Origin of the sequence: Chryseobacterium lathyri, from assembly GCF_030812195.1 — a bacterium.
GTDB lineage: Bacteria > Bacteroidota > Bacteroidia > Flavobacteriales > Weeksellaceae > Chryseobacterium > Chryseobacterium lathyri_A.
Map to the genome: position 1 here is coordinate 1,044,198 of NZ_JAUSSF010000002.1, position 24,965 is coordinate 1,069,162.

Below are 24,965 nucleotides of genomic sequence, written 5' to 3' on the forward strand. Positions count from 1 at the left end.
GCTAATTAATTGTTTTCCGGATTCAGCTTATTTAAGAAAATAAAGGTTATAATTCCGCAGAGAGCAGACATAGAAGTAGCCAGAATAGCACTTCCGATCACATACTGAAGAAGATTATTCTTGATCAATTGAAAATCGAGTTCGCTGCTCAAAATATTACTGTCACCATGTACAAAAGGGGATCCTAAAAATAGAGAAGCGGCAATCACTAAAGGAATGAACGGCGGAAGACTAACGTTGGAGGCTATAAAAGCCAGGACTTTATTCAGCTTAAAAAGAACGGACAGTGAGATGACAAGCAACGTGTGAAATCCCCAGAAAGGAGAAAGTCCTATGAAAACACCGAGAGCGATTGAGAATGCTTTTGTCCGGTTACTGCCGTCACTTTCCAGGACATCTTCTTTTAAGAACCTTTTAAAGCTTTTTTTTTTGAAATTATTCACGAAATTTCTCGGAATAATGTAAAGCAGGGTTATAACCACCAAAATAGTATTCAGGATGCTGATCCGTGTGAAATCTTTGAACGGTCTAAAATGTGAAACCCGTTCTGCAGGGTCATACAAAACTTTTATCGGGACATTTTTTACGGGAACATGTCTCCAGGCTGTCCTAACGATAATCTCGATCTCGAATTCAAATTTCGGCGTATAATATTTTTTCGGAATTCTCAGTAACGGATATAATCTATAGCCGGATTGGGTGTCCTCAAGTTTTATTCCGGTCTCAAACCAGAACCAGAAATTAGAAAATCTGTTCCCAAAACTGCTTTTTTTAGGAATTCCGTCCTGTGACATGTTGCGGTTGCCAATCAGAAGTACATCCTTATCTTCTTTAAGCAGAGCTTCTACAAATACAGGAATATCATCCGGATAATGCTGCCCGTCAGAATCAATGGTGATGGCATAATGATAGCCCAGTTCCTTCGCTTTTCTGAAGCCTGTTTTAAGCCCATTTCCCTTGCCTTTGTTCTCAGGCAGTGAGATTACCACTATATGAGGATATTGTGTTAATATTTGTGAAGTAGAATCTGTAGAACCGTCATTAACTGCAATAATACTTCCGGTATAGTGCAAGACACCGTCTATCACTCTTTTCAGAGTTTTCTCATTATTGTAGGTAGGTATTAAAATGCAGATCTTCTTTTCAGAAATTACATTTTGTACTTCAGGAAGGGTCATTTTTTTATTTTATAGTAGCTCTTTCAGTATCTGTAAAGGATTTAGATTGCATCGCAAACTTTTTTACATAACTTTTCAGAGTTGCGTTCTGCTTACTGTAATTATTGATAAGGAATGTTTTATCTTCTTTCATGCTGCTTCTGTATCCTACTATTTTTGGAATATTCTCCTGCACACTCAGCCTGATCAGTCGAAGTTCTATATTATTCGGGTTACTTTTGATAATGCTTTCAAGGCTGGTAGCTCCACTTTTTACAAGAGCCTTCCTGTTGTTCTTGGTAACCTTTGCTTCCATAATCTTTGCTGCGGCTTTATAACCACTGGTTATAGCGTCCGAACCAGATTGTTTTTCTGCAAGATGAATGAATGCTTCTGTATTGGCATTAGATTGATTCGCTTTTGCGTAGCTGCTTCTCAGGTTTTCTAAATCACTTTGAAAGAAAAAAATAAAAGCGGTTATGAGGGAGAGAAAAAGTTTCATGAAAGTATTTTTTTATAGCTTACAGACATTTTTAATGCAATAGTCTCGCCAAAAGAGGTTGTATTTTTTACTTTAACATCTTCTTCATTTTCAGTAATATCCAGCTGAAGCTTCAGGTCCGGTGTTTCAAAAGGATTGATAATAGCCATGAACTTTACATTTGAAGCTGTTTTCAGAAATAGCTTGGAGCCGGTGAATTCTTCCGTCAGCTCTTTTACGATCTGCATCATACAGACACCCGGTGTTACCGGATTACCCGGAAAATGGCCTTTAAAAATATCATGATCTTTATTCAGGTGAATATAAGCCGTAAAACTTCCGTTTTCTGCTTTTTCATAAGATTCTAAAGTGTAAAAGTCTGTAAGAATGGTCTGCATGATCTTATTTTTTCAGATTAAATGTATAATAAAGCCCTGTCTGGAAAACAACATTAGAGTGATTTCTGTTATAGCTGTCTACAGGAATAAAGCCTTTTTTTATCCTGGCTTCGATGCCAAAGTTTTTAGTGATGTCGTAGCCCAAACCGGCAGTAATTCCCAGGTCGATCTCATTTTCAGGGTCAAAATTCTTTTTGTCTACTACAAATTCCAAAGTTGGCCCAACATGTACATTGAACTGATTGAAATAGAATTTATTGATAAGCTGCAATCCCAGATAAGATACAGAAAGCGTTTTTCCGTCCCAGTTATTAACGTTCGTACTTATTTTTGCTCCCTGTCTGGAATAGTTGATCTCCGGCTGCAAAGCATAAAATTTTGCAAGACGGATGTTCCCTATAAATCCGATATAAAAATCTGTTTTCGTTTTATAATCCAGATAAGGCTCTGCAGCATTGGGAAATTCTTCCAGATAATAATAGTTAAATTCTTCACTGTTCGAAAAATGAGAGAAATTGGCTCCTGCTCTGATTCCCGGTGTAAAAGTTACCTGCGCAAAAGACAGGCTTGAAATTAAGGCTGCGACTAAGAATAGAAGCTTTTTCATGTTAATTCTGTTCGGTTTCGGTTATTTGAATTAGTTTTATATTGATCTTAAAATCCTTATGCTGGAGGTTTAAGCTATCCGCGAAGATATGTTTTTTTGCCTCAAAAGTAAAATCAATTTTTTCCTTATTATTTTTTGTGTAGACGATTTCTTTTAACAGCCCGTTTTCTTTATTGAAAAACAGATAATAGGTTTTATTGCCGGCTTTTGACGAATAAATTTTAGAATTGCTGTTTTCAAACGATTCATTCACAGGGTATTGTTTTTTCAGCAACTCCCGGAAGTCATTTTCTAAAAAATTAATAACGATCTTTTTGTCCAGGTCCGGGAGAACGTAATTCAGTTTAAAATCATTTTCGGAGATCTCAAAATCAATTAATTTATTCCCAAAATCCGAGGTCATAGCTACACGATGGGTCGTTTCATTAAGCTTTTTAATGATCAGAATACCGCTTACATGATTTTTATAAATATCCATCTGACATTTATAAACATAGTCTTCACCGGAAGAAAAATATAAATTTTCAACTGTTTTTTCAGAATCCTGAACCGGTTTTACGTCTGTAAGTTTGTAGCTTTTGCAGGAAATAAACAGCAAAACAAACAGACTATAAACTAAACTCTGAAGCTGCAATCGCTGCATTGATCTTGGTATTTTTGAAAACAATATTAGTGGTGTCCCCCGATGCTTCCGTCATATTAACCTGTGAAACTGTAGACTGATTCTTTGGAAAATGCAGTTCGATCTGTTTGATATATTTCAACAACTGAGCAGATTTCGGGGTGAATTTTGCTACGTTGAAATTTCCGTTTTTGTAATAGGAAACAGCAAATTCAGGATCGCTGAACATTTTCCCATTCGAGCTTCCTACAATTAGCTTATTGATCTTTTCAAATGTCTTACTCTTGGCATCGACAGACGATTTTTTCCCCTGATCGTTGATGAAAATTTTATTGTCCTTAAAAACAACTCCGTACTGGTAAGGTTTTGTGTATTTCCAGCTCAACATATTCGGGGTTTTCAACGACATTTTGCCGTAGGTGACAATATTTTTATCCAGAAAATCCATTTTTTTGGTTTGGGTGAAATCACTTTGCATTGTTTTGATTTGCTGGGTTTCAGAAGAAACTTTGGTGACAAATGCTTTTGCTTCCCCTGCTGACATTGCTGTCATCTGTGCAGAAATGAAGCTGGAAACTAATAAAAATGCTCCAAAAGCAATATTTTTAATCATTTTACTTTGATTTTGTAATTGAATCGACCGTAAATGTCGAATATTTTTTATTCCTCAAAAATAACAATAAATCTGCCAATACATGATAAGTCTTTTCTGAAGTGTCATGAAGCAGAATAATACTTCCTTTCTTCAGGCTTTTTGTTATTCTTTTAAAAATTTTCTTCTCATCGTCTGTCACTGTATCCAGTGAACGGATATTCCAGCCGATGCTTTTTTTATGGGTTCTTTTAATAGCTTTGGCAATACTCGGATTGGTAACGCCGAAAGGAGGCCGGTATAAATCAGTTTTTATATGGCCTGCTTTTGCCATTATCTCATCACATTTCTCAATTTCCGCTGTCATTTTTGAAGCAGATAAGAAACCTGTATTGTTCGAATGGGAAAAGGTGTGATTTCCAACGGTATGGCCTTCAGCAATAATTCTTTGAAATATTTCAGGATATTTTTCAATCTGTTTTCCTATGCAGAAGAAGGTAGCCTTTATCTGATGTTCTTTAAGCAGATCTAAAAACTGAGGGGTAAATTCAGTTGGTCCGTCATCAAAAGTCAGGGCAACTTCGTTGATTTTCGTTCTTTTATGAGTAATGCTGTTGACAAAGTATCCCAGTCTTATATCAAAAGATCCCCATACAACAACTGCGGAAAAGGCCAGAAAACAAGCGATATAAACCCAAAAGCTTCCGTGAAATGCATAAATGAACGCATTGCAGAAAAGATAAAATAGAATGAATGGGTAGTGTTTCATCTTCTGTTATTTTGAGTTTTTACTACATAAGCAAATGTACAAATTCGCTCCTTCTCTTTAAGCTCTTTCCAATAATGTAAGATTATGATCGCTTCCAGCCAGATGATTATAAAGAAGAATATTTCTGATTTCTGCTTTCTTCTCCGGATTGATCCTCATCACTCCCGGAATCTGCTGCTCTTTCAGAATATGGCAAGCCATAAATGTCGAAAAACCGCTGGCTGTATTGAATTCCCCACTTAAATGCTTATAATACAGCAAAGCAGAATTTTGAAATACATCCATTGCTTTTGCATAGTACACATCAGATGCTGCATCGCTGCTAAAACCTAAGATCACGACATCAATGTCTTCATGTTTTACATTGTTTTTGGTCAAGAAATTTGCTATAAAAGATGGTACTTCTTCTATGTCTAATCTGTTGATAATCTGAATATCTTTGAGTTTAGCATAGGAATTTTCAGTCTTCTCTTTTCCTAAAACAAAAAAGGCAGCACCTTCACCCCAGATCACTCCATCCGTCTCTGAATGTAGATAATCAGCAGGAAGATCTTCTTCTTTTTTTATGGTATTGTTAAGACAGTAAAGCTCCATAGTTCTGTTAGTCTGCTCATCAGCAGCTCCTACAAGTATATTGTCAGCTTCTCCGTCATTGATCTGAAGCTTGGCATCCAGGAATGAAAATTCCAATGATGAAGAGGTATTGACATACGTGAAATTGTACGCATGGCATTGAAGTCCCAGGGCAATCTGCCCTGCAACGGTATTATGAGTTGATTGAATAAAAAATGTTGGAGTAAGAAACTCTTCCTTATTATCAATCACATTTTTAAGAAATTTTTCGGAATCCTGCGAACAGCCCATTCCCGTTCCTACAATAATAGCATCCGGCTGTTCAATTCCGGCTTCTTTTAAAGCATGATGTGAAGCTACGGAACTCATTTTTACGGTTTTAGACATTCTTCTGCTCATTGCAGGCGGAATGAATTCCTTATAATTAGGCTCTACTGCTTTTAAAATCTGAGCAGACTGGTCAGCCTTAAGATCCTGGAAGAAATTTTCTTTTAATGTGTCCTGTACTGAAATACAGGATGCACTGTTGATGTATACTGCACTCATGATTTTGAGAAAATTAAAGTAGAACAGTTACCACCAAATCCGAATGAATTGGAAAGAACATGGTTGATGTTTTTCTCTTTCAATTCTGTAACCGGAGTTAAATCAAATTCTGCCATTTTCGTTTTGAAATTAAGATTCGGGAAAATGACACCGTACTGTATCGCCAAAATAGAGAATACCGATTCAATTCCTGCTGCTGCTGCCAGAGTATGTCCTGTAAAAGCTTTGGTAGAACTGAATTCAGGTACCTGACCGTCGCCAAATATTCTGATCATAGCAATTCCTTCCGATAAATCATTATTAGGAGTGGCTGTTCCGTGAACATTGATATAATCTATCTCTTCCTTTGCTAACCCGGATATTTTAAATGCCTGTTGCATGGCCAGAAAAGCGCCTTGTCCGTTTTCTGATGATGCAGTTTGATGATGGGCATCATTGGCATTTCCGTAGCCTGAAAGATAAGCCAGCACTTTTTTGTTTTCTTTTTTTACCACCTCATCAGATTCAAGAACGATAAAAGCAGCTGCCTCACCAAGATTCAGACCTTTTCTATCATTATCAAAAGGAGTATTGTAAGAATCTGTGAGAATCATCAGGGTATTGAATCCGTTCAACGTAAACTTTGAAAGAGAATCTGTTCCTCCAACGATGACGCGGTCCAGAACCCCGTTTTTTATGAGTTTTGCTCCCATCATAATCGCATTGGCGGCTGAAGAGCATGCTGTACTGATGGTGGAAACCATGCCTTTTAAACCGAGATAATCCGCGATAGCTAATGAGGAATTACCTGCATCATGAGCATCGATATATTTTTGCTTTTCAGGAAAGTTTTCGTAAGAGTAGAAATACCTTTCAGTAATATCCATTCCGGCTACACTGGTGGAAGAGATCAACCCGGTTTTATATTCATTAATATCTGAAATTCCGGCAGATTCTACGGCTTCTTTTGCGGCAATCATTCCTAATAAAGAAGTTCTTGTTACATTATTGTCCTCAGGCAGCTGAAGTTTTCGGACAAGCTCTTCATTAGACCATTTTATTTCGCCCGTTTTTATAGATCCGGCATGGCGGGTTTCAAACATTTCAATGTCTGAAATTCCGTGTTTTCCGGATTTTAACGAAATAAAATTTTCCTCCACATTGTTTCCGATGGAGGAAATGATGCCCATTCCTGTTATGGCAATTTTTCGACTCATTTTATTGTATAATGTAACAATATATCAATCTAACAGTTTACCAATCATTGTTACACTGTTAGATTGATATATTGAATAAATTATTTCGTTCTGTTCTCTTCAATGAATGCAGCCATTGTATCGATAGACTGGAAAATTTCCTTTCCTTTTTTAGGATCGGCCAATTTGATCCCATAATCTTTATCAAGAAGAACAATCAGTTCCAGAGCATCGATAGAATCAAGGCCCAGACCTCCTCCGAATAACGGATCCGTATCTTTGATCTCTTCTACAGAAACATCTTCGAGGTTAAGGACTTCAATGATTTTGTGTTTCAATTCTGTTTTTAAGTTTTCCATAATTATTTAAATTTACCAATGTATCAGTTTATCAATAATTGTTACATTGCTACACTGTTATATTGTTACATTTTTATAAGGTTAGCAAATATACAAAAGCTTTATAATTTTCCTGATAAAGTTCTGTCCAGCCGCAGAGAACTTTTTCTGCTTTTCCGGACAGCAGGATTTGTTCTGCATAGTTGTTTAAAAATGTCTCGTCAAATTCATCCAAAACGAAAAAGGCATTTTCGGTCTGCATTTTATGTTTAATGCTGATTTCACCTACGCATATGTTAGGAAGCGTATAAACGAATACAGCGGGACTCGGGAAATAATTTTCCTGGGAATTGATGCTTTCCTGGTATTTAAAATCGGTATCCAGGCTTGACGACCTGTTGGCAAGAACCACTGCTGTTCTGCTGTGATCATCATCTTTTAAAATCATTTCCGCGGCAAGAAAGGCAAGCTTACTCAGATTATCCATCTTGTGAAACTTAGGGTAGCTAAGCTCCATGCTTTTATAGGCTTCTTTGGCAAAGTCATGAAAAGTTTCGCTCTGGCTTTCAAAAACAAGGTTTCCGTTAACGGTTATTTTTGAATGTTCTATGGTACAGCTGTCAGTTTTCTTCATCATTTTCATTTTAACATTTTTCTAAAATAATTGCTGCATTACATCCTCCAAAACCTGAAGCTGTTTTTAAAATATATTGAATTGTTGCGGGCAGATTTTCTCTGATGATATTCAACGGCTGAGAAACTCCCATTTCTTCAAAATTCTTTGAAGGAATCAGTATTCCGTGACGGGCACTTTCCATGGATATGATGCTTTCCAGAAGTCCGGATGCGCCGAGACAGTGTCCGTAATAGCCCTTCATACTGTTTAATGGAATATTTTGAAGCTCCATTCTGTTGAAAGCGATGGCTTCCATTTCGTCATTGTACAGCGTGGCGGTTCCATGGGCAGAAACATAATCAATCTGATTGGGTGCGATGCTTGCTTCTGTCATTGCATTTTTGATGCTGGCATACAACCCGTCTCCTGTCCTGGAAGGTCCGGAAATATGATTGGCATCATTTACGGCAGAGTCTCCCAGCACTTTAAACCTGAATTTTTCGTTTTGTGAAATGCCTTCGTCAGAATGGCTGCTAGTTATATAAACTGCTGCTGCAGCTTCACCGATATTAATTCCGTTCCTGTTTTTATCATAGGGTTTGCAAGGTCCTGAGCCTATTGCCTGGAATGAGTTGAATCCTGAAATAACAAATTCAGAACTTTCATCACCGGCAATTACGAAAGCATCTTTGTATTTTCCTGCCTGAATCATGTTTTTAGCCACAGCAATAGCCATGACTCCTGAGACGCAGGCATTGGAAACAACAATAGGTTTTGTCTTGAAACCGAAATAATTGGCAATTTTTTGTGCTAAATTTGATAAATAGACTCCTTCTGGTAGTTCAGTCTGATTTTTTAATAAACTGATATTTCCTTTGGTTGTTGATAGAATGAAAGCGGTTTCCTCCGTGATTTCATGTTTTTCAACCAGAGGTTTTAAACTCAGAAGAAACATTTTTTCCAGCTTTGTAAAATTCTGATTGTCGAAATTGCTTTTAAATTCTTCTTCCAGCTTTTTTGTATCAATGATTGAAGCGTAAAAAGCTTCCTGATTTTCGATAACCTTATGGAGTACTACCCCTGATTTTCCTGCCACCAGATGATTCCAATTGGAAGAAACATCAAATCCTAAAGGAGTGATGCAGTTATAATCTGTAATATAAGTTTCCTTCTTCATTACAATCCCATTTTATCTTTCCATGCCTGAAAAAAATCAGGATTATACAGGCATAGGCTTCCATTGCTGTCTAAGAATACCTGAATGGTTTCTCCACTGCATACCAATTGATTATTCTGGTTGAAAATTTCGTAGGTATAGATCAGTTTTGCAGATACTGAATTCACAAAAGTGGTAACAATCCTGAATGTTTCACCATATTTTAATGGCAAAAAATGTTCACAGGTACTTTTTACGATGGGAGTCACATAGCCTTCTCTCTGGATATCGAGATAGGTGAGGCCGTGTTCTCTTCCGAAAGCTTCCCTTCCGTCTTCAAAATACACGATATAATGTCCGTGCCAGACAATGCCCAGCGGATCTGTCTCGTTGAACCTTACTCTTACTTCTTCCGTACAGGTCAATATGTTTTCTTTAGACTGCATTTTGTTTTCTTTCGTAAAAAATGGAAATAGCTACCATGGCCATATAGAAGGCAAAAAGGAATGCAAGCTCTTTAGCAATTCCTCCGATACCGCTGTTTCTTAAAATAATATCGTAGTAGGCATTCAGGCCCCAGTTCATTGGGGAAAATTTTGCCACGGTCTGCATAAATTCAGGCATTAAAAATACGGGAACCCATATTCCTCCGATCGCGGCCAGAACAACTACTGAAGTTGCTCCAAAAGGGGCAGACTGTTCCTGGGTATCAGCAATAGTTCCTAATAAAACACCAAATCCGATGGCTGCCAGTCCTGAGAATAAAGTTACCACAATAAGTTGGAACATTTTCCCTGAAACATCAAAGGCGGGCAGATCCATATACGGGAAAAGATAAATTCCTACGGTTACCATCAGCAAAAACTGAATGATACAGATAATAAGGTAAGTGAATGTTTTTCCTAAAATGTGAACAAAATAAGGGGTGGGACTGATTCTCGCTCTTACGCTTGTACCCTGGCTTTTTTCTTTAACTAAATTAATAGAAAGTGGAACTACAATGAAGAAGATGGCAAAAAGTGTCCATGCAGGGACATTGTGCTGAACAGAATTCGGCATCACGTCCATTGCTCCTTTTTTCGGGGTGATCTCTTTAAAGCTGATCAGGTTTTTGTTTTCTTCAAGGTTTTCCTCTGTCCCCAGCTGGTCCTGAAATGCTTTGTAGATCTTTTTGTTTTCAATCTCAAAAACCATTTTATTCACTGAATTCATGACTGAGTTTTTGAATCCTGCATTGGTGGCAGGATCAAAATACAGATGAATTTCTTTTGCTTTTACAGCCGTTTTTTTAACCGCTGCGGAATCTCCTTCCAATCCAAACGAGCTTACGATCGTCTGAACTTTGGAATCAATATTTGAATTTAAATCTTTCGTTAAATTTTCAGGAATAACGATGGCCATCTGGTAATCTCCGGAAAACACAGCATCCTGCGCTGACTTTTCGTTATAATTCGTCAGCAGCTGGAATGTTTTGCTGGTTTCCAGTTCCTGTTTTATACTTTTTGATACCTCGGACTTGTCATTGTCAATGAAAATAATCGGAATTTTTGAGCCTTCAAGATTTTTAAAGGTAGAATCCTGAATTAAAGTAATCGTTACAATTAAAAGCAGCGGCATGACGAAAATAATGACAATTCCCCCGATATCTCTCTTCAGAAGAAGGATTTCCTTCACGAAGCTTCTCCAAAGTTTATACAACAACATCTCTTAATTCTTTTCCTGTTAATGATATGAAAACGTCTTCCAGGTTTTCAGCATTTGCAATCTGTGAAACAAGTTCTTCCGGTGTTCCTATGGCGTGAATCTTTCCCCGGTCGATAATGGCGATCTTGGTACAGAATTCTTCCGCTTCGGAAAGGTGGTGAGACGTATAAATAATACATGTTCCGTTTTTATTCAGCTCCTGCAGGAAATCGATGATCACTTTTTTAGACTGAACGTCGACACCTACGGTTGGCTCATCAAGAAACAGAACTTTCGGATTATGGAGTGTTCCTGCGATAAGGTTGCAGCGGCGTTTCATTCCTCCGGAAAATTGCTCTACCTGTTTATCGGCAAACTTTGAAAGTCCCATGATCTCTAAGGATTCATCGATCACTTTCTTAAGCTCTTTATGCTTTAAGCCGTACAGACTTCCGTAAAACATCAGGTTCTCTTTAGCGGTAAGAGTCGGATAGAGGGCGTATTCCTGAGGCACAATGCCAATAATCTGTTTGATCTTGAAGCTGTCCTTCTGAGGAGACAGCCCGTTGATGGTAAATTGTCCTGAAGTAGGTTTGATCAATCCAGAAAGCATAGAAATCAAAGTGGTTTTTCCTGCCCCGTTCGGACCAAGAATTCCGTAGATCTCGTTTTTTTCTATATTCAGCGAGATATCGTTGACAGAAAAGTCTTCGGAGTTCTTATATTTTTTATAGAGATTTTTAATCTCAATCACGTTCTCTGCCATATCAGATCGCTTTTCTCAGTTTTTTATAAAAAGCTTCTTCCAGATCAGCAATATGAAGCATGGATTTTGAAAGGTTGTTGTAGATATCACTTTTCGAGTTTCTGTTTTTGTAAACACGGGCAATATCCACGGCAAAGTCTCTCCATAAATCTCCGATAGCTGTAATTTCTTTTGAAAGCTCTTTTAATTCATCATTTTTAAGAATGACAGCGGCTTCCTGAAGGAATGCACCATAAATAAACCTGAAACCGCCTCCTCCTGTGCCGATCTCTTCCTGCATTCTGATCAGTTGGCCCAGATAGTGGTTGGTGACCTTAGTTCCTTTCTTTTCTGCCCATTTCGGGATGCTTTTTGCGACCCATCTCATGGCTTTTACGCCGATAAGTGGTACGGGAGCCAGCATATTTTTGCAGGTATCTTTGATTCCTTTTTTAATGGCTTCTTCAATATTCACATTTTCCGGAATATAGGTAGGGTAGTACATATGTCCTTTTGGTGGCAGTGCACCTTTGGCATATCTTACTTTTTCCAGTTCAGCTTCTGAAAGGGTAGTGGTGTAATCCATCACCGGATCACTGATCAGGAATTTTCCGTCTTCTTTTCCGTATACCACAAGGTTGTGGGCATTGAAGTGGAATTTATATTCTTCAGGGAAATAGGTAAGGTTAAAGACACCCACCTGAAGTCCTGTAGGGATATTCTGATTTAAGTTTCTTTCTAAAGCAGACTGTGCTTCCTTAGGGTTAGAAAATTTTTCTCTCTTGATTTTAATTCCCAATCTTTTTGCTGCTTTGCTGAAAATAGCACCCGGCATCGGTCTGTAGCTGAATCCCGGAGCGAAATTCACTTTCAAAAATGGCAGATAGACAAAAAACAGTCCTGATCCGATCCCGAAGATCATAGGTTCGCTGAGTTTTAAGCCTTTATTGAGTAACAGATTGGAGGCAACACCGTTTTCGCAATGTGCGGTCTGATGGTGTTCGAAGTTAAGTTTCATTTGCTGCTTTTATCTTTTTCATTGGCGAAAATGAAATTCTGCATATATCTTTATGCTTCATTTCATTATTATTTTCCGTCAAAGTTCTTTAATTCATCCACTGAAATTTCGAATGCATCTGCATATTTTTTCAGTACAGATTCGCTTAGTGTTTTAAATATTTTTGGTTTTGCATGTCTTTTCACTCTCCACTGCCACATTCCGACATAGGAAGCGAGAACACCTAAGTCCATTTTATTCAGTTCCATGAAGTAAATAATAGGGCTTACTAAGTTATTGGCAACATTTTGTCTGGCCTCTTCAATTCTTTCATGAATAAGCTCCATAGACTCATCGAGGGCTGCTTTTTTAGCATCCCAGCCAATGCTGTTTGCCGTAGTATAATTGTCATTTTCGTCCGTCACATACAAGACTTCGGTCATGTTTGCTGACTTCAGATTGCTTTCATCCTGAGGCAGGTCTTGTTTTTTCATGTAAACCGTATTATTCTTTTAATTAAAGATGAAAAATAGTCCATCTTTTTTATTCTTTTTAATCAGTTGGCTAAAATAGTGAAAATACATTATATGTAAATCATATTAAATTATAATGCCAGAACAGGCTTTATTTAAAGATAAATTTAAATTTTACGATAAAAAATCATAATCCCCGATTTACTGTAACAAGTATATGATGAGTGTAGACTTATAGGATTCTAGAAATTTGAATTAAATAATAAAACTTATGAAGAAATTTTTTATTTCTGTTTCACTTTTTTGCATGCTGCATGCAATGGCGCAGAAATTTGATACTCAAAAGGTGACGGACAGCCAGGGATATACTTATGAAACGGTTAAAAATGACCAATCTGGCGTTAGAGTATATACTTTGAAAAACGGATTGAAGGTTTATCTGGCAAAAAATGACGATGCCCCGAGAATTCAAACTTATATTCCGGTAAGAACGGGATCCAATAACGACCCTAGCGACAATACAGGTCTGGCGCACTACCTCGAGCATATGGTTTTCAAAGGAACTTCTCACTTGGGAACTCAGGACTGGGCAAAGGAGAAAGTATTGCTGCAGCAGATCTCCGATCTTTACGAGCAGCACAAAGCAGAAAAAGATCCTGAAAAGAAAAAACTGCTCTATAAGAAAATAGATGAGGTTTCTCAGGAAGCTTCCAAGTATGCCATTGCCAATGAATATGATAAAGCGATCTCATCATTGGGAGCAACAGGGACGAATGCACACACATGGCTTGATGAAACAGTTTATAAAAATAACATTCCGTCCAATGAGCTTGAAAAATGGCTGAAAGTAGAAAAGGAACGTTTCTCAGAACTGGTATTGCGTCTTTTCCATACAGAACTGGAAGCTGTGTATGAAGAATATAACAGAGCCCAGGATAATGACGGCCGTCTTGTAAACTATGCAATGATGGAAGCGCTGTTTCCAAAGCATCCGAACGGACAGCAGACAACGATTGGGACTTCAGAACACCTGAAAAGCCCTTCAATGGTTGCTATTCATAAGTATTTTGACACGTATTATGTGCCTAATAATATGGCTGTTGTTCTGGTAGGGGATTTGGATTTTGATAAGACCATTAAAATGGTAGATCAGTATTTTGGGGCATTCAAATACAAAGAGCTGCCGATGAAAAAAATGATATCGGAACAGCCGATGGAAAGCATTGTGACGAGAACGGTAAAAAGCCCGAGCACACCGAGAATGACTCTGGCATGGAGATCAGATTCCAAAGGAACCCAGAATGCGAGATTGGCGGATGTGGTTGCGGAAATTTTAAGCAACAGAGGAGATGCAGGTCTGATAGACCTTAATATGAATCAAACGCAGAAGGTATTAGGTGCAGGAGCTTATGAATCGGCTTTTAAAACCTATGGTGCCTTTACCATGTCGGTAACTCCGAAAGAGGGACAAAGCTTTGATGATGCTAAAAAACTATTGCTGGATCAGTTGGATTTAGTGAAAAAAGGTCAGTTTCCGGATTGGATGCTGAAAGCAATCGTTAATGACAAGAAGGTACAGCGTATGAAGGCGTGGGAAACTGCTGACGGACTGGCAACGACCCTGTATGATACCTATATCAATGAGAAAACATGGCAGGAGGAATTAGACGACATTAATCAGTATGAAAAAATCTCAAAGGCAGATGTTGTCAAGTTTGCAAATGAGTTTTTCAAAGATAACTATGTGGTCGTTTACAAAGAAAAAGGAGTGAATGATAAGCTGGTTCGTGTACAGAACCCGGGAATTACACCGATCAAGCTGAACAGAGAAGCGCAGTCTCCTTTCCTTAAAGGTATTTTAAGCAGTAAAGTAGCTGAGACCAAGCCGGAATTTATCGATTATAAAGCAGCGATCCAGACTTCTCAGATTAAAGATAAGAAGGTAAGCTTTGTAAAGAATAAGTATAATGATGTGGCACAGATCAGCTATATTTTTCCTTTCGGAACGGATAATGATAAGGAGCTTCCAATCGCGGTAACTCTTTTCGAATATCTTGGAACGGATAAATATACTCCTGAGCAGCTGAAAGGTGAATTTTACAAACTGGGAATCTCTTACAGCTTCAGAACGTCCAATGATCAGGTCATTATTACACTGAGCGGCCTTGAGGCGAATATGAAGAAAGGTGCTGAGCTGATGAATCACTGGCTGACGAATGTAAAAGCAGACAAAGAAACCTATGCAAAAACTGTAAAAACCATACTGGAGGCAAGAGAAGCCGGTAAAAAGGATAAAACAAGAATCATGGCTGCTCTTACCAACTATGCTAAGTATGGAAAGAATTCAAGAATGACGGACATTGTTTCCAAAGAACGTCTTGAGAGCATTGATGCAACGGAACTGACTAAGAAGATTAAAGTACTGAACCAGTCCCCATATGAGATATTCCTTTACGGGCAGGATCAGTCAGGTTTAGAGAAAGCGGTTAAGCCATATATTGCAGAAACCAGCGTTCAGCCGGCAAAAGCTAAAGAATATCCGGAGCCTGCTGCAGAAGGAAAAGTATATTTCACAAACTATGACATGGTACAGATGGAAATGTCTAAAGTTGCGAAAGGAGGTGAGGTGAACTTGAGTAATTTCGGAAAAGCAAATGTTTTCAACGAGTATTTCGGAAGAGGTCTGTCTTCTATCGTATTCCAGGAGATCAGAGAAAGTAAGTCACTGGCTTATTCGGCTTATGTCTCTTATGCGAATGCAACGGAGAAAGGACATGCGAACTATATCACGAATTATATAGGAACTCAGGCTAATAAGCTTCCGTTAGCGGTAAATGCAATGAACGATCTTATGGCATCCCTGCCACAGATTCCTGCACAGTTTGAGAACTCAAAAGGTTCTGCACTGAAGCAGATTGCGTCCAACAGAATCAACAGAACGAATATTTTCTTTAATCAGATGGCGCTGAAAAAGCTTGGGGTTGATTATGATATCAGAAAAGATATCTATTCTGAAATTCAGGGGTTGACGCTGCCACAGCTTACAAGCTTTTATGATACTGATATAAAGCCTGTAAAATACAATACAGCAATCATCGGTAAAAAAGAAAACCTGAATATGGAATCCATCAATAAAATGGGAACGTTCCAGGAGGTATCTCTTGAAGAGATCTTCGGGTACTAACCTTTTATGTTATAAATTTTTAAGCGGAGCAGTAATGCTCCGCTTTTTTGTTTAAATTTATCTGAAAGGCAGCCTATTTTCTCTTGGTGTAATTCAGCTTTACCAGCAAATATATTTCTGTTTTTTCAAGATCATTACACCATGTCCGCTCTGATACTACAGCATTTTCGTAGAGATAAAGATCTTCCATATTATTGACATATTCCAGCCTTTCGGAAGTCCGGTACTTAAAAAACGAAATGAGATTCACTTCATCACCAAGTTGCGGCGCAACCGGAAATTCAACAGAATTTTCAAAATCGAATTCAATGTCATACGAATAGAACCTTACCTTTACGCTCATGATATATTTTATTTTCATCAAATATATCGAAAAATAAAGGGGATAAGCTATCGGTTATTTTACTTAATAAGTGTATAAAGAAAAACCAACCTGGATAAGGTTGGTTGGATATTTTAAATAAATGGTTTTAAGATTTCACTTCCTGAATAAACAGATTGATCTCTGCTCTGATCAGCAGCTCATCATTATTGAAGGTCTCGCAGAAAATATTACAGATATTTTCATACTGGGAGATCAGGGAAGCTTTGGAAATAATCTTGTCTCCTGTCCTTGGAAGAGCAAATACTTCAATTTTTTTGATGTTGGTAATAAAGCCTATTACTTTGGTGTCTGCTTCAGGATTTTCAAAGAAGCTCTGCCCCAGAATGGATGAGCAGGTCTGGGCAAGATTTTCAATCAGGCCGGCTTCTGCCAATTCATTGTTGTGGACAAAAATATTATCCTCTTTTATTTCAAAGGAAGTCACAACCTTTTCTTTGGTCAATTCCAGAATATAATCTGCCATCAGCATCGGTTCGCGGTGCGGCAGAAAGTTATGAATATTGATGAGGTGGTCTTCCCTAATTTCCATTATAGTTATTTTACAGCAGTTTTCATTTGGGATTTTGCAATGACTGTACCATTCAGTTTCGTGACAATATCCACCAGTGTTACTCCCATCACTTCATTAAGGATTGTTACTTCCGATATCAGAAGGTCTCCTGTTTTGGGCAGGGTTTCCGCTTCAAAAGATTTAATAGCTCCGATATACCCTGTAGGAGCCTCTTTTCCTAAAAGATAATATTTGTAGCCTGTGTGTAAAGCAACACTCTGTGCCTGATGCTCAATAAGGCCTGAAGCCTGAAAAACGCCCTCCTGAATAAAAATATTGTCCCCTTTTATTTCAAATCCTGATACAAGGTGATCATCAGAGTATTCCGTAAGCTCATGAACCATGACGAACGGAAAACGCTGTGGGATAAGGCTTTCCACAAATTCTGGATCAGATATTGGCAGTTGGTGTTTCATTAGCAAACTGTTAACAGGGCACAAGAGTAAGCAAATCTTCCGCTTTCAGGAACACATAGCAATACTTTTTCTCCTTTTTTCAGCGTTCCTGAATTCATTAATTCTTCCAGTGCGATAAAAATAGAACCAGCTCCAATGTTTCCTACTTCGGAAAGATTATAGAACCATTTTTCTGCAGGGAAGTCCATTCCTTTTTTAGCAAATTCGTCCTTTAAGCCATCTTTAAAATAGCCTGAAGAGATATGTGCCAGAACATGGTCTATCTTTTCTGGATCCAGATTGTGCTTGTCAAAAGAAGATCTTAAGCTTTCTGCACCTTTTACAAGAATGTATTTGTCCAGGATCTTGGTGTCCTGCTTAATGGCAAAGATGGACTCTTTCAGCCATTCATCAGACGGGTAATCTGCCCATGATTTAAGACTTCCGTCTTCCTGCTTGTCGCATCCTGCATACATGCATGCTTCGATTTCGTGAGCGTAAGAGTAAAAGTCAATGAATTCTATCTTCAAAGAAATTCCATTTTCTCTGGGTTTGTTTTCAAGAAGGAATGCTCCAGCTCCGTCAGAAAGCATCCATCTCAGAAACTCTCTTTTGAAGGCAACGATAGGTCTTTCTTCCAGCAGTTTTAAGTTTTCTGCTTCGTGATTGAATTTATCTGCAGTCATCCATGCAGACATTCTTTCTGAACCTGCACACACGGCATTTTCCTGTACACCGGCTTTTACAGAAAGGAATCCGTAGTTCAGGGCATTCATCCCTGAGTTGCAAAGGCCTGTGGCGGTATTAATTTCAATAGATTTCCCGATATTCAGTTCACCATGAACCATAGAAGCGTGTGAAGGCTGCATCTGATCTGGAGAGGTGGTTCCAACGGACAGCAACTTCAAATCTTCTTTTTTGAAATTTTCATCGAATAGCCCCTCTACGGCTTTTGCCGTTAACTGTGCATTGGTGTGAGTAGGGTTTCCTTCTGTGTCCAAAGCATAGTACCTTGTTGTGATCTTGTTATTTCTTAAAATCAATGATTTTGCTTTAGAGGGAGCGCCGTTTATCAGACCAAGATAAGTCTCCATTTCATCATTTGATACCGGGTTATTAGGTAAGTATGTTGATGCTTTTGTTATAAATACGTCGTACATTCTATTTTAAATTAATTCCTTGTAAATATGTTTTTTGTTTTTGTCTTTTAGACCAAAATATAGGGGTTGTCAGTAAGTGTAAAACTAAGACGACAGGCGAAATAATCCATATCGCAGCCATCAAATATACCTTAAAGAATTTTATCAGCAATGGACGTTTCTCTTTTTTCTTAATAATGAGGTTAGACCATATGGTGAAGATCTTGTTGCCTACTTTTTCTACTCTTACTAAAAAAGGACGGATCTCTACAGCGCCGTTGTTTATCAGATCAGGCTGAATGCCGGATAGGTTTCCGCTGCTGAAATGCTTTTCTATAATCTTTCCGTACTTTACAGAACCCGAAATTTCTTCATCCGAAATCCCGGCGGCGGGAAGTATTCCTGATCTTTCTTTCTGTCCTGTCGTCAGCCAGCGTAAGATTGTCAGTACACTTGTATAATTGTCATGTCTGTCTACTAAAGCGATATTTCCTACCAGTTTTGCGCCAAGATCTTTTAAATATACCTTAAGTTTTTCCTGAGAAAGCATCCACATATTTCTGGTTCCTGAAATCGTAACCACATCTGTGTCTTTCAGTATCTTTTCTGCAAAGCCACTCTTTAAGAATGAAATGATGGGGATAGATGGTGTGAGATACCATACCTGATATCCAAATAAAATAAGGTCGTACTTCTTATTGAGGATCTCATCAGAAGGCGGAAAGATCTCTTTAGGGATCTGAAGATAAGACTCAGGGAAAGTATTGAAAAAAACATCACTCGGCCAAGGGAAAGGGAAATCTTCCTTTAGCTGAATGTTATAATAGGTAACATCGTATTCCTCCTTTTTGGCTTCAAAAGGCTGAGCCATATTCTTCACAATATCTTCCAGCTGGCCGGTTTGCGAATAATAAATGATGAGTATATTTTTTTTCATTAATATTCTTTAGCGGTTACAAAAATATGCTTTTCATATTTATTTACTGTTTTTTGAATATTTTTATTGCCTGTGAACTGAATTCCAGGTAATGATCTGAATTGTTCAGCTCTTTAGGTTCAGTATTCAGGAATATAATAGTTTCAGGAAGTTCCCTCAGTGCACTGATCTCAAAATTGTTATCTGAAACCAGAAGTACATCAATATTTTTATTGATTTCCGAAAGATCATTAATATAATTCAGTTTTCTTCTTTTAACCAGATAAGTCTGTGCTGCAGTTTGCCTTCTCTCATCATTTTCAATGAACGAGAAAATTCTTCTTTCCGCCTGATAAAGGGTAAGCAGAATATCTTTCTGTCCGAAATCTTCTGCGATATGCAGGATCGAGGCATCCTTCGGAATATGTTTGTTCAGTTCAAAATAAACAGATTTGTTCGTATTAAAATCATCTTTTACTTCTTTTACCACTTCACTGTCTTTGTAGAGATAGCTTAAGAATAATTTTTTCCTGAAATAATTTTCGTCCTCCAGCTCATTTCGCAATTCTGCAAACTTTTCTCTGAAATACGCATTGATTTTTTTCGTTCGTTCAGAATAGTTTTTGCCAAAGCTCACATCATCTTTGCTGATTCTTTCACCTACCTTTACGGTAATGCTTCCGTCGTAGATAATGAAGTCTCCTTTCGGCAGTACTTCGGAATTTCCGTGAATGTACAGCGGAAGAATATCCAGTCCGAACTGTTCTGCAAGATAGAACGCGCCTTTATGGAACCGTTTGACATCGTTTGTATAAGAACGTTCGGCTTCAGGGAAAACAACCAGTGAATATCCCTGTTCAATTTTTTCTTTCAGTTTTTCCATCCCGTTCTCTATTCCCTGGGAAACAGGGTAAAAGCCAAGAGCCCTTACTAATTTTCCGAAAACAGGAGAGTCATATACCCAGTCGTTCACCAGATAAATGATTTTGTGGGTAGCCATGGCGATGGCAAGCGTATCGAGGAAAGAAGTATGGTTGGCAATGATTACAGCCGGTCTGCTGAAATCTTCTGCCGGATTTTTTATCACTCTTTTTCTTACAAAAGGACTGATGTGCAGCACAGATGTCAAAAACTTAGCTAAAATTAATTTAATGATATCTAAAGTTTTTCCTTTCGATCTTTTGATAAATACACTACCAATCAGTGAGAAAACGAATCCTCCCAAACCGTAATAAAAAAATGATATGATGCATCTTAGAAAAAGTCTGAAAGTAATAGGAGAAAGCCCTTTTTTTGCTCTGTTTGTGATCACTAACCTGAACCAGAACGGATACAGTGTTGAAGTAATGATGATCACGGAGAACATTCCGATAAGCGCAACGAGGGCCAATGAGTGTAATGCAGGATGTTTTGCAAAGATCAAAGAACCGATTGATAAAATGGTCGTGAAAACTGCTAAAATAATAGAAGTTCTGTAAGTTGGAAGCTCATTTTTCCCTGTAGTGTGCTCCTTCTGCATAGCTTTCGTTAGAAAAATACTGAAATCATCTCCCACGCCAAAAACCAACGTACAGACTACCGTACTGAAAATGTTCAATTCTAATCCTAAGAAATACAGGATCCCTGCCGTTACGATTCCTGTCAATACAATAGGAAACATAGTGAGGACAGTAAGCTCAAAATTTCTGAAGAAAACAATGATTGTCAGGATAATGGCCAGAAGAGAATAATTGATCAGCGTACTGAAGTCTCTTTTCAGCAGTCCCAAAAAGTTTTCGTTCATTTGCTGGCGGTCAATGGCAAGAGCATCGTGGTTCTTTTCAACATCTTTTATGAAGGTGTCTCTTTTCTTCTCATCTACCTTTACGACATTGGAGACCGTATAAAATCCGTTTTCATTGCTCAGGAATTCCGAGATCTGTAATGCTTTTACTTTCTCATAATCCTTAAGGCTTACTACGGAATAATTCTTATTCAAAATTTCATTGAAATTGTCAAAAGCATTGCTGTTGAATCCAAATTGATTCCCACTGTTCACCAGTTCGGAAACAGTTCGGTTCTTTTTATCTCCATCCCAGAATTTATTCCATATCTCTATCCTTTGTTTCTGATCTTTTTCAGAAAGGACAACATTTCCAAGTGAGTTGTAACTCAGGATCTTTCCTTGCTGTTTTTCCTTCTCAAGAAAGCTGCTCAGCCGGGAGTTTCTTGCCAGTGCCTCTTGCTCCGAGTCTCCATAAGAAATGGTGTAAATGGATTTTGAAGTAATATCAGAAAGTTTCTGAAGTTTAGCTTCGCTAATCTTTAATTCTTTCGGAATATAATTCAGATCGCCGATGTCCTCATTGAATCTTACATGCCGGAAACCGAACAGACAGGCGATAATAATGATAGAACAACCTATGATCAGGGGTTTGTTCTTCTCATAAGGATAAGAGCCGATCCTGTCTATAAAATTAGTGCTTTGCTTACCTTCTTTTTGCTTGGGCTTATAAAGCTGAGGCACGATGATCAGTGCAGTAACGGAAGAGAAAATGACTGTAATCGCTGCAAAGAGACCGAGATCTTTCAGGGCTTCAGAACGTACAAATACCAGACATAAAAAAGAGACAGCAGTTGTAGCGCTGCTCAATATGATCGGTTGCGTGATCTCTTTGTACAGCTCTTCTATATTATTGTTGTGCTTGTAATGGGTAAGGATATGGAGCGCATAATCTATCGTGATTCCGATAAGGATGGCACCCACACTCAAAGAAATAGCCGAGATCCTGTCTTTTATAAAATAAAGGATCAGCAGAGCCAGCAATACCGAAAATACAGTGGGAAGAAACACAATAACAGGCGTAAAGAAATTCCTGAAATAGTAAATCAGCAGGACCAGAAGCACCGTCATGGAGATCATCACAGTATTTTGAATGTCTTTTTTGATCTGTTGGGCATTTGCCACCGCAATTATAGGAGAGCCAAAATAGCTGAGTTCTGTTTTTCCTTTAAACTGCTTATTAACGCTGTCTTTTATCTGGTTGAGCTGATTGATGAAAGCTTCGTTGTTTTTGGTATCATTGCTTTTGTTTTTAGGATCAATGAAAAGTAATAGATTTTTTCCGTCTTTCGTGACTACATAATTGTCTTCAAGCTTAAAATCTTTACTGATATTTAAAGCGTTTAATTTTTTGATTCCCAGATAAGTAATTCCCAAAGGGTCTTTTTTGATAAAATCTTTTGTTACAAGACTTGTTGGGGAAACCAAAGAAACATAATTATTCTCTACCTGCTTCGAAATGCTGTCTTTCTGAAGTTTCCGTTCAATTTCCCTGTAATCATTTTCATCAAGGAAAAGTGGCAGGTTCTGATTGACAAAATCAAATGTTTCCGAGATTTCACTGTCGTTCACTTTTCCCTGAACAGAACCGATATATTTTTTCAGAGGTTCAATCTTCTGCAGAAAATTATCGGCCGTTTCAGAAAGCTGAAAATTGTCCTCATTGGATTTGTTCTCTATGATCACAATAATTTTGTCTGAGAAATTCAGCTGTTTAAGAACTTTTGCGGTAAGATCGGATTTTTCATTTTTAGGAATTATCTGGTTGATATCCTCTTCAAAGTTAATTTTTGAAGCAAAAACCCCGCATAATACAGCTATTCCTAAAGCAAGAATTGCTGAAAGAAGCCTGTTTTTAGAGATCAGATAATATAAAAATATAAAGAAACGATGCATTACATTATGAAATCAAGTCTGCAAATTTAATTTTTTCAATATTAGTTCAAAACATTTCGGCTATAAGTTTGTCTGAAAATCAACAAAATATTCTAGGCAGAATAAAAAAATATTCTACTTTTGCAAAAGTTCCCTCTTAAAAATATATTTTAAACCAATATTATTACTAAAGAAATAAGAATCTGTTTTAGATATGTTGAAAAAAAATGATGAAAAAATAAATGGATTGCTATTGACGAGCATTCCCTTTTCTGCCGTTTGCATTATCTTATTACAGGTTTGCATCTTCTTTGTGTGTACTGCACCGGTTACAAAAAACATTAGATTAGCATGAGTTTATTACATCCATATTTCATCGTTGCGATTGCATACATGCTTTTCTTTAGTGTACAGGAAGTTTTCGGAAAAAAAGTAGAAAAAAAATGGCTTTGGTTTTTAGGGATCTATCTTATTTTACTGGTTGGTTTCAGGGATAATGTAGGTCCGGATTACGGAAGTTATAAAGCGCTTTACGTTTATTCCGATACAAAGAGCTATTACAGTATCTTTATGAAAATGCTCCACATGGAAGGCCCCGAACAGCTGGAAGTGGAATGGCTGTATACTCTTGTCAACAAGATATTGCTGAATGTCTTTAATGCCCCCTTTTACGTTCTTACCCTGGTTGTTGCTATCTGTGCTACTTTTTTTAAGATAGAATATACCGAGGACAATACTTTTTATCCGTTCACCTTTACGCTGTTCATGTTTTTCCCTTTCTTTTTTATTGGGGAAAGCGGACAGATCAGACAGAACCTAGGAACATTCATTGTTTATTTTGCCGTCCGCTATATTAAAGAACGGAAGTTTTGGCACTACCTCTTTTTTATATTTCTGGCATCAGGTATACATACTGTTTGTTATCTGTTTCTCCCGATGTACTGGCTGGCCCGTGTTCCGTTAAACAAAACCGTAATGCTGATCCTGATCATTATCTCCGTGTTCCTCTCTCCCTTCGAGATATATCGGGTATTCGGAAGCTTTTTGGACAGTATGACCTCAGATAATATTTTGGTGAAAGGTTTAAATGGGTATATGGATGAATCTTCAGAAAGACTGAATGGTGGTTTTGGGGTTCCCGAATTGATGATGATGATTTTGACTTTCTTCCTTTTTGCCTTTGATACCAAGATGAAAGAACTGTATCCGTATTATGAATACCATAGGAACTATGCCGTCATCGGGATATGTTCTTATTTTATCTTCAGAAATAATCCTGTGTTCTCATCCAGGCTTGTAGGGGCATTTATTGGATTTTCTTACGTATTGATCCCCAATACCATGTATGTGACCTCAGGTGGGAAGAAAAAAATGATTTACTCTTTTATCATAGCACTCGTTATTTTTAACTTTCTTGTTTTCTCATCTTTCTTTAATATTAAAATTGGAAGATTTACCATTGAGCTTTATAAGAATCATATCCTTCCATAGCCTTATTTATTTCAATATAATGACAAAGACAGCTTCAGGGTTGTCTTTTTTTATTTTAGGCTATGAAGATTAACATTCCTTTAAACTGAATTCCCCGATGGAATATATCGGTTGAAAATTACTTTTGCATCTCGTGAATTTTAAATATTATTTTCTTATTTATAATCTTTTAATTATGTTTTATTGATAATATAATTAATATATAATAATTTTATTTGTATTTTTAATTGCTTATGAATGAATAAGGCTTAAAAGTTGTATCTCTGTAACATACATAAGT

The 24,965-nt window shown here is 37.6% G+C and carries 25 protein-coding genes; 2 read left to right on the forward strand and 23 right to left on the reverse strand.

What is annotated here, in order from left to right:
• Window positions 1–5: 5 nt before the first annotated feature.
• From J2T03_RS15005 to J2T03_RS15085, 17 genes are all read right to left on the reverse strand, one after another.
• Entirely contained in the window at window positions 6–1,178 is a 1,173-nt protein-coding gene (locus J2T03_RS15005) for a DUF2062 domain-containing protein (RefSeq protein WP_307212271.1), read from the reverse strand.
• Window positions 1,179–1,182: 4 nt separating this feature from the next.
• Entirely contained in the window at window positions 1,183–1,659 is a 477-nt protein-coding gene (locus J2T03_RS15010; protein ID WP_306841648.1) for a hypothetical protein, read from the reverse strand.
• Window positions 1,656–2,036 (reverse strand): 3-hydroxyacyl-ACP dehydratase, encoded by a 381-nt coding sequence (locus J2T03_RS15015; protein WP_306841649.1) that lies wholly within the window; start codon window positions 2,034–2,036, stop codon window positions 1,656–1,658. Before J2T03_RS15015 ends, J2T03_RS15010 begins: the two co-directional genes overlap by 4 nt.
• A 4-nt stretch (window positions 2,037–2,040) precedes the next feature.
• Window positions 2,041–2,643 carry a porin family protein gene (locus tag J2T03_RS15020; protein ID WP_307212273.1) on the reverse strand — a complete coding sequence of 201 codons (603 nt, stop codon included), beginning with the start codon at window positions 2,641–2,643 and terminating at the stop codon, window positions 2,041–2,043.
• Between the two features lies 1 nt (window position 2,644).
• Window positions 2,645–3,286, reverse strand: a complete 642-nt coding sequence (locus tag J2T03_RS15025; protein ID WP_307212274.1) for a hypothetical protein — start codon at window positions 3,284–3,286, stop codon at window positions 2,645–2,647.
• Window positions 3,252–3,878: a LolA family protein gene (locus J2T03_RS15030; protein ID WP_306841654.1), complete on the reverse strand. Its 627-nt coding sequence runs from the start codon at window positions 3,876–3,878 to the stop codon at window positions 3,252–3,254. The genes J2T03_RS15025 and J2T03_RS15030 overlap by 35 nt, the downstream gene beginning before the upstream one ends.
• A 1-nt stretch (window position 3,879) precedes the next feature.
• Complete coding sequence (locus J2T03_RS15035) at window positions 3,880–4,626, reverse strand: polysaccharide deacetylase family protein (protein ID WP_307212275.1); 747 nt, start codon at window positions 4,624–4,626, stop codon at window positions 3,880–3,882.
• Between the two features lie 57 nt (window positions 4,627–4,683).
• Window positions 4,684–5,745: a beta-ketoacyl synthase N-terminal-like domain-containing protein gene (locus J2T03_RS15040; protein WP_307212278.1), complete on the reverse strand. Its 1,062-nt coding sequence runs from the start codon at window positions 5,743–5,745 to the stop codon at window positions 4,684–4,686.
• On the reverse strand, window positions 5,742–6,941 hold the full coding sequence (locus J2T03_RS15045) for a beta-ketoacyl-[acyl-carrier-protein] synthase family protein (protein ID WP_307212280.1): 1,200 nt from the start codon (window positions 6,939–6,941) through the stop codon (window positions 5,742–5,744). The genes J2T03_RS15040 and J2T03_RS15045 overlap by 4 nt, the downstream gene beginning before the upstream one ends.
• Before the next feature lie 80 nt (window positions 6,942–7,021).
• Window positions 7,022–7,279: a phosphopantetheine-binding protein gene (locus J2T03_RS15050; protein WP_111958661.1), complete on the reverse strand. Its 258-nt coding sequence runs from the start codon at window positions 7,277–7,279 to the stop codon at window positions 7,022–7,024.
• A gap of 73 nt (window positions 7,280–7,352) precedes the next feature.
• Window positions 7,353–7,895 (reverse strand): 3-oxoacyl-ACP synthase, encoded by a 543-nt coding sequence (locus J2T03_RS15055; protein WP_306841663.1) that lies wholly within the window; start codon window positions 7,893–7,895, stop codon window positions 7,353–7,355.
• Between the two features lie 7 nt (window positions 7,896–7,902).
• The gene (locus tag J2T03_RS15060; protein ID WP_307212282.1) at window positions 7,903–9,051 is read right to left on the reverse strand and encodes a beta-ketoacyl synthase N-terminal-like domain-containing protein; all 1,149 of its coding nucleotides are present in this window, start codon (window positions 9,049–9,051) and stop codon (window positions 7,903–7,905) included.
• Window positions 9,051–9,476 carry an acyl-CoA thioesterase gene (locus tag J2T03_RS15065; protein ID WP_306841666.1) on the reverse strand — a complete coding sequence of 142 codons (426 nt, stop codon included), beginning with the start codon at window positions 9,474–9,476 and terminating at the stop codon, window positions 9,051–9,053. The genes J2T03_RS15060 and J2T03_RS15065 overlap by 1 nt, the downstream gene beginning before the upstream one ends.
• Window positions 9,466–10,734, reverse strand: a complete 1,269-nt coding sequence (locus J2T03_RS15070) for an ABC transporter permease (RefSeq protein ID WP_307212285.1) — start codon at window positions 10,732–10,734, stop codon at window positions 9,466–9,468. Before J2T03_RS15070 ends, J2T03_RS15065 begins: the two co-directional genes overlap by 11 nt.
• Entirely contained in the window at window positions 10,721–11,479 is a 759-nt protein-coding gene (locus tag J2T03_RS15075; protein ID WP_307212287.1) for an ABC transporter ATP-binding protein, read from the reverse strand. Before J2T03_RS15075 ends, J2T03_RS15070 begins: the two co-directional genes overlap by 14 nt.
• A gap of 1 nt (window position 11,480) precedes the next feature.
• On the reverse strand, window positions 11,481–12,476 hold the full coding sequence (locus J2T03_RS15080; RefSeq protein WP_306841671.1) for a BtrH N-terminal domain-containing protein: 996 nt from the start codon (window positions 12,474–12,476) through the stop codon (window positions 11,481–11,483).
• A 68-nt stretch (window positions 12,477–12,544) separates the two neighbouring features.
• A complete protein-coding gene (locus tag J2T03_RS15085; RefSeq protein ID WP_307212291.1) occupies window positions 12,545–12,949 on the reverse strand; it encodes a hypothetical protein in 405 nt (134 codons plus the stop codon).
• Window positions 12,950–13,199: 250 nt separating this feature from the next.
• Here J2T03_RS15085 and J2T03_RS15090 point away from each other — a divergent pair, with 250 nt between their 5' ends.
• Window positions 13,200–16,112 carry a M16 family metallopeptidase gene (locus J2T03_RS15090; protein ID WP_307212293.1) on the forward strand — a complete coding sequence of 971 codons (2,913 nt, stop codon included), beginning with the start codon at window positions 13,200–13,202 and terminating at the stop codon, window positions 16,110–16,112.
• Window positions 16,113–16,185: 73 nt separating this feature from the next.
• Here J2T03_RS15090 and J2T03_RS15095 read toward each other — a convergent pair whose 3' ends face one another.
• The 6 genes from J2T03_RS15095 to J2T03_RS15120 all read right to left on the reverse strand — a co-directional run bounded on the left by J2T03_RS15095 (window position 16,186) and on the right by J2T03_RS15120 (window position 23,215).
• Entirely contained in the window at window positions 16,186–16,455 is a 270-nt protein-coding gene (locus J2T03_RS15095) for a hypothetical protein (protein ID WP_306841676.1), read from the reverse strand.
• A gap of 127 nt (window positions 16,456–16,582) precedes the next feature.
• A complete protein-coding gene (locus tag J2T03_RS15100) occupies window positions 16,583–17,026 on the reverse strand; it encodes an ABC transporter permease (protein ID WP_307212295.1) in 444 nt (147 codons plus the stop codon).
• 5 nt (window positions 17,027–17,031) lie between these two features.
• A complete protein-coding gene (locus J2T03_RS15105; RefSeq protein WP_307212298.1) occupies window positions 17,032–17,463 on the reverse strand; it encodes a hypothetical protein in 432 nt (143 codons plus the stop codon).
• Window positions 17,463–18,602 carry a beta-ketoacyl-ACP synthase III gene (locus J2T03_RS15110; RefSeq protein ID WP_306841681.1) on the reverse strand — a complete coding sequence of 380 codons (1,140 nt, stop codon included), beginning with the start codon at window positions 18,600–18,602 and terminating at the stop codon, window positions 17,463–17,465. The genes J2T03_RS15105 and J2T03_RS15110 overlap by 1 nt, the downstream gene beginning before the upstream one ends.
• A gap of 1 nt (window position 18,603) precedes the next feature.
• A complete protein-coding gene (locus tag J2T03_RS15115; RefSeq protein WP_307212300.1) occupies window positions 18,604–19,518 on the reverse strand; it encodes a dialkylrecorsinol condensing enzyme DarA in 915 nt (304 codons plus the stop codon).
• 43 nt (window positions 19,519–19,561) lie between these two features.
• A complete protein-coding gene (locus tag J2T03_RS15120; protein ID WP_307212302.1) occupies window positions 19,562–23,215 on the reverse strand; it encodes an MMPL family transporter in 3,654 nt (1,217 codons plus the stop codon).
• Window positions 23,216–23,545: 330 nt separating this feature from the next.
• Here J2T03_RS15120 and J2T03_RS15125 point away from each other — a divergent pair, with 330 nt between their 5' ends.
• Entirely contained in the window at window positions 23,546–24,685 is a 1,140-nt protein-coding gene (locus J2T03_RS15125; protein ID WP_307212304.1) for an EpsG family protein, read from the forward strand.
• Window positions 24,686–24,965 lie beyond the last annotated feature (280 nt).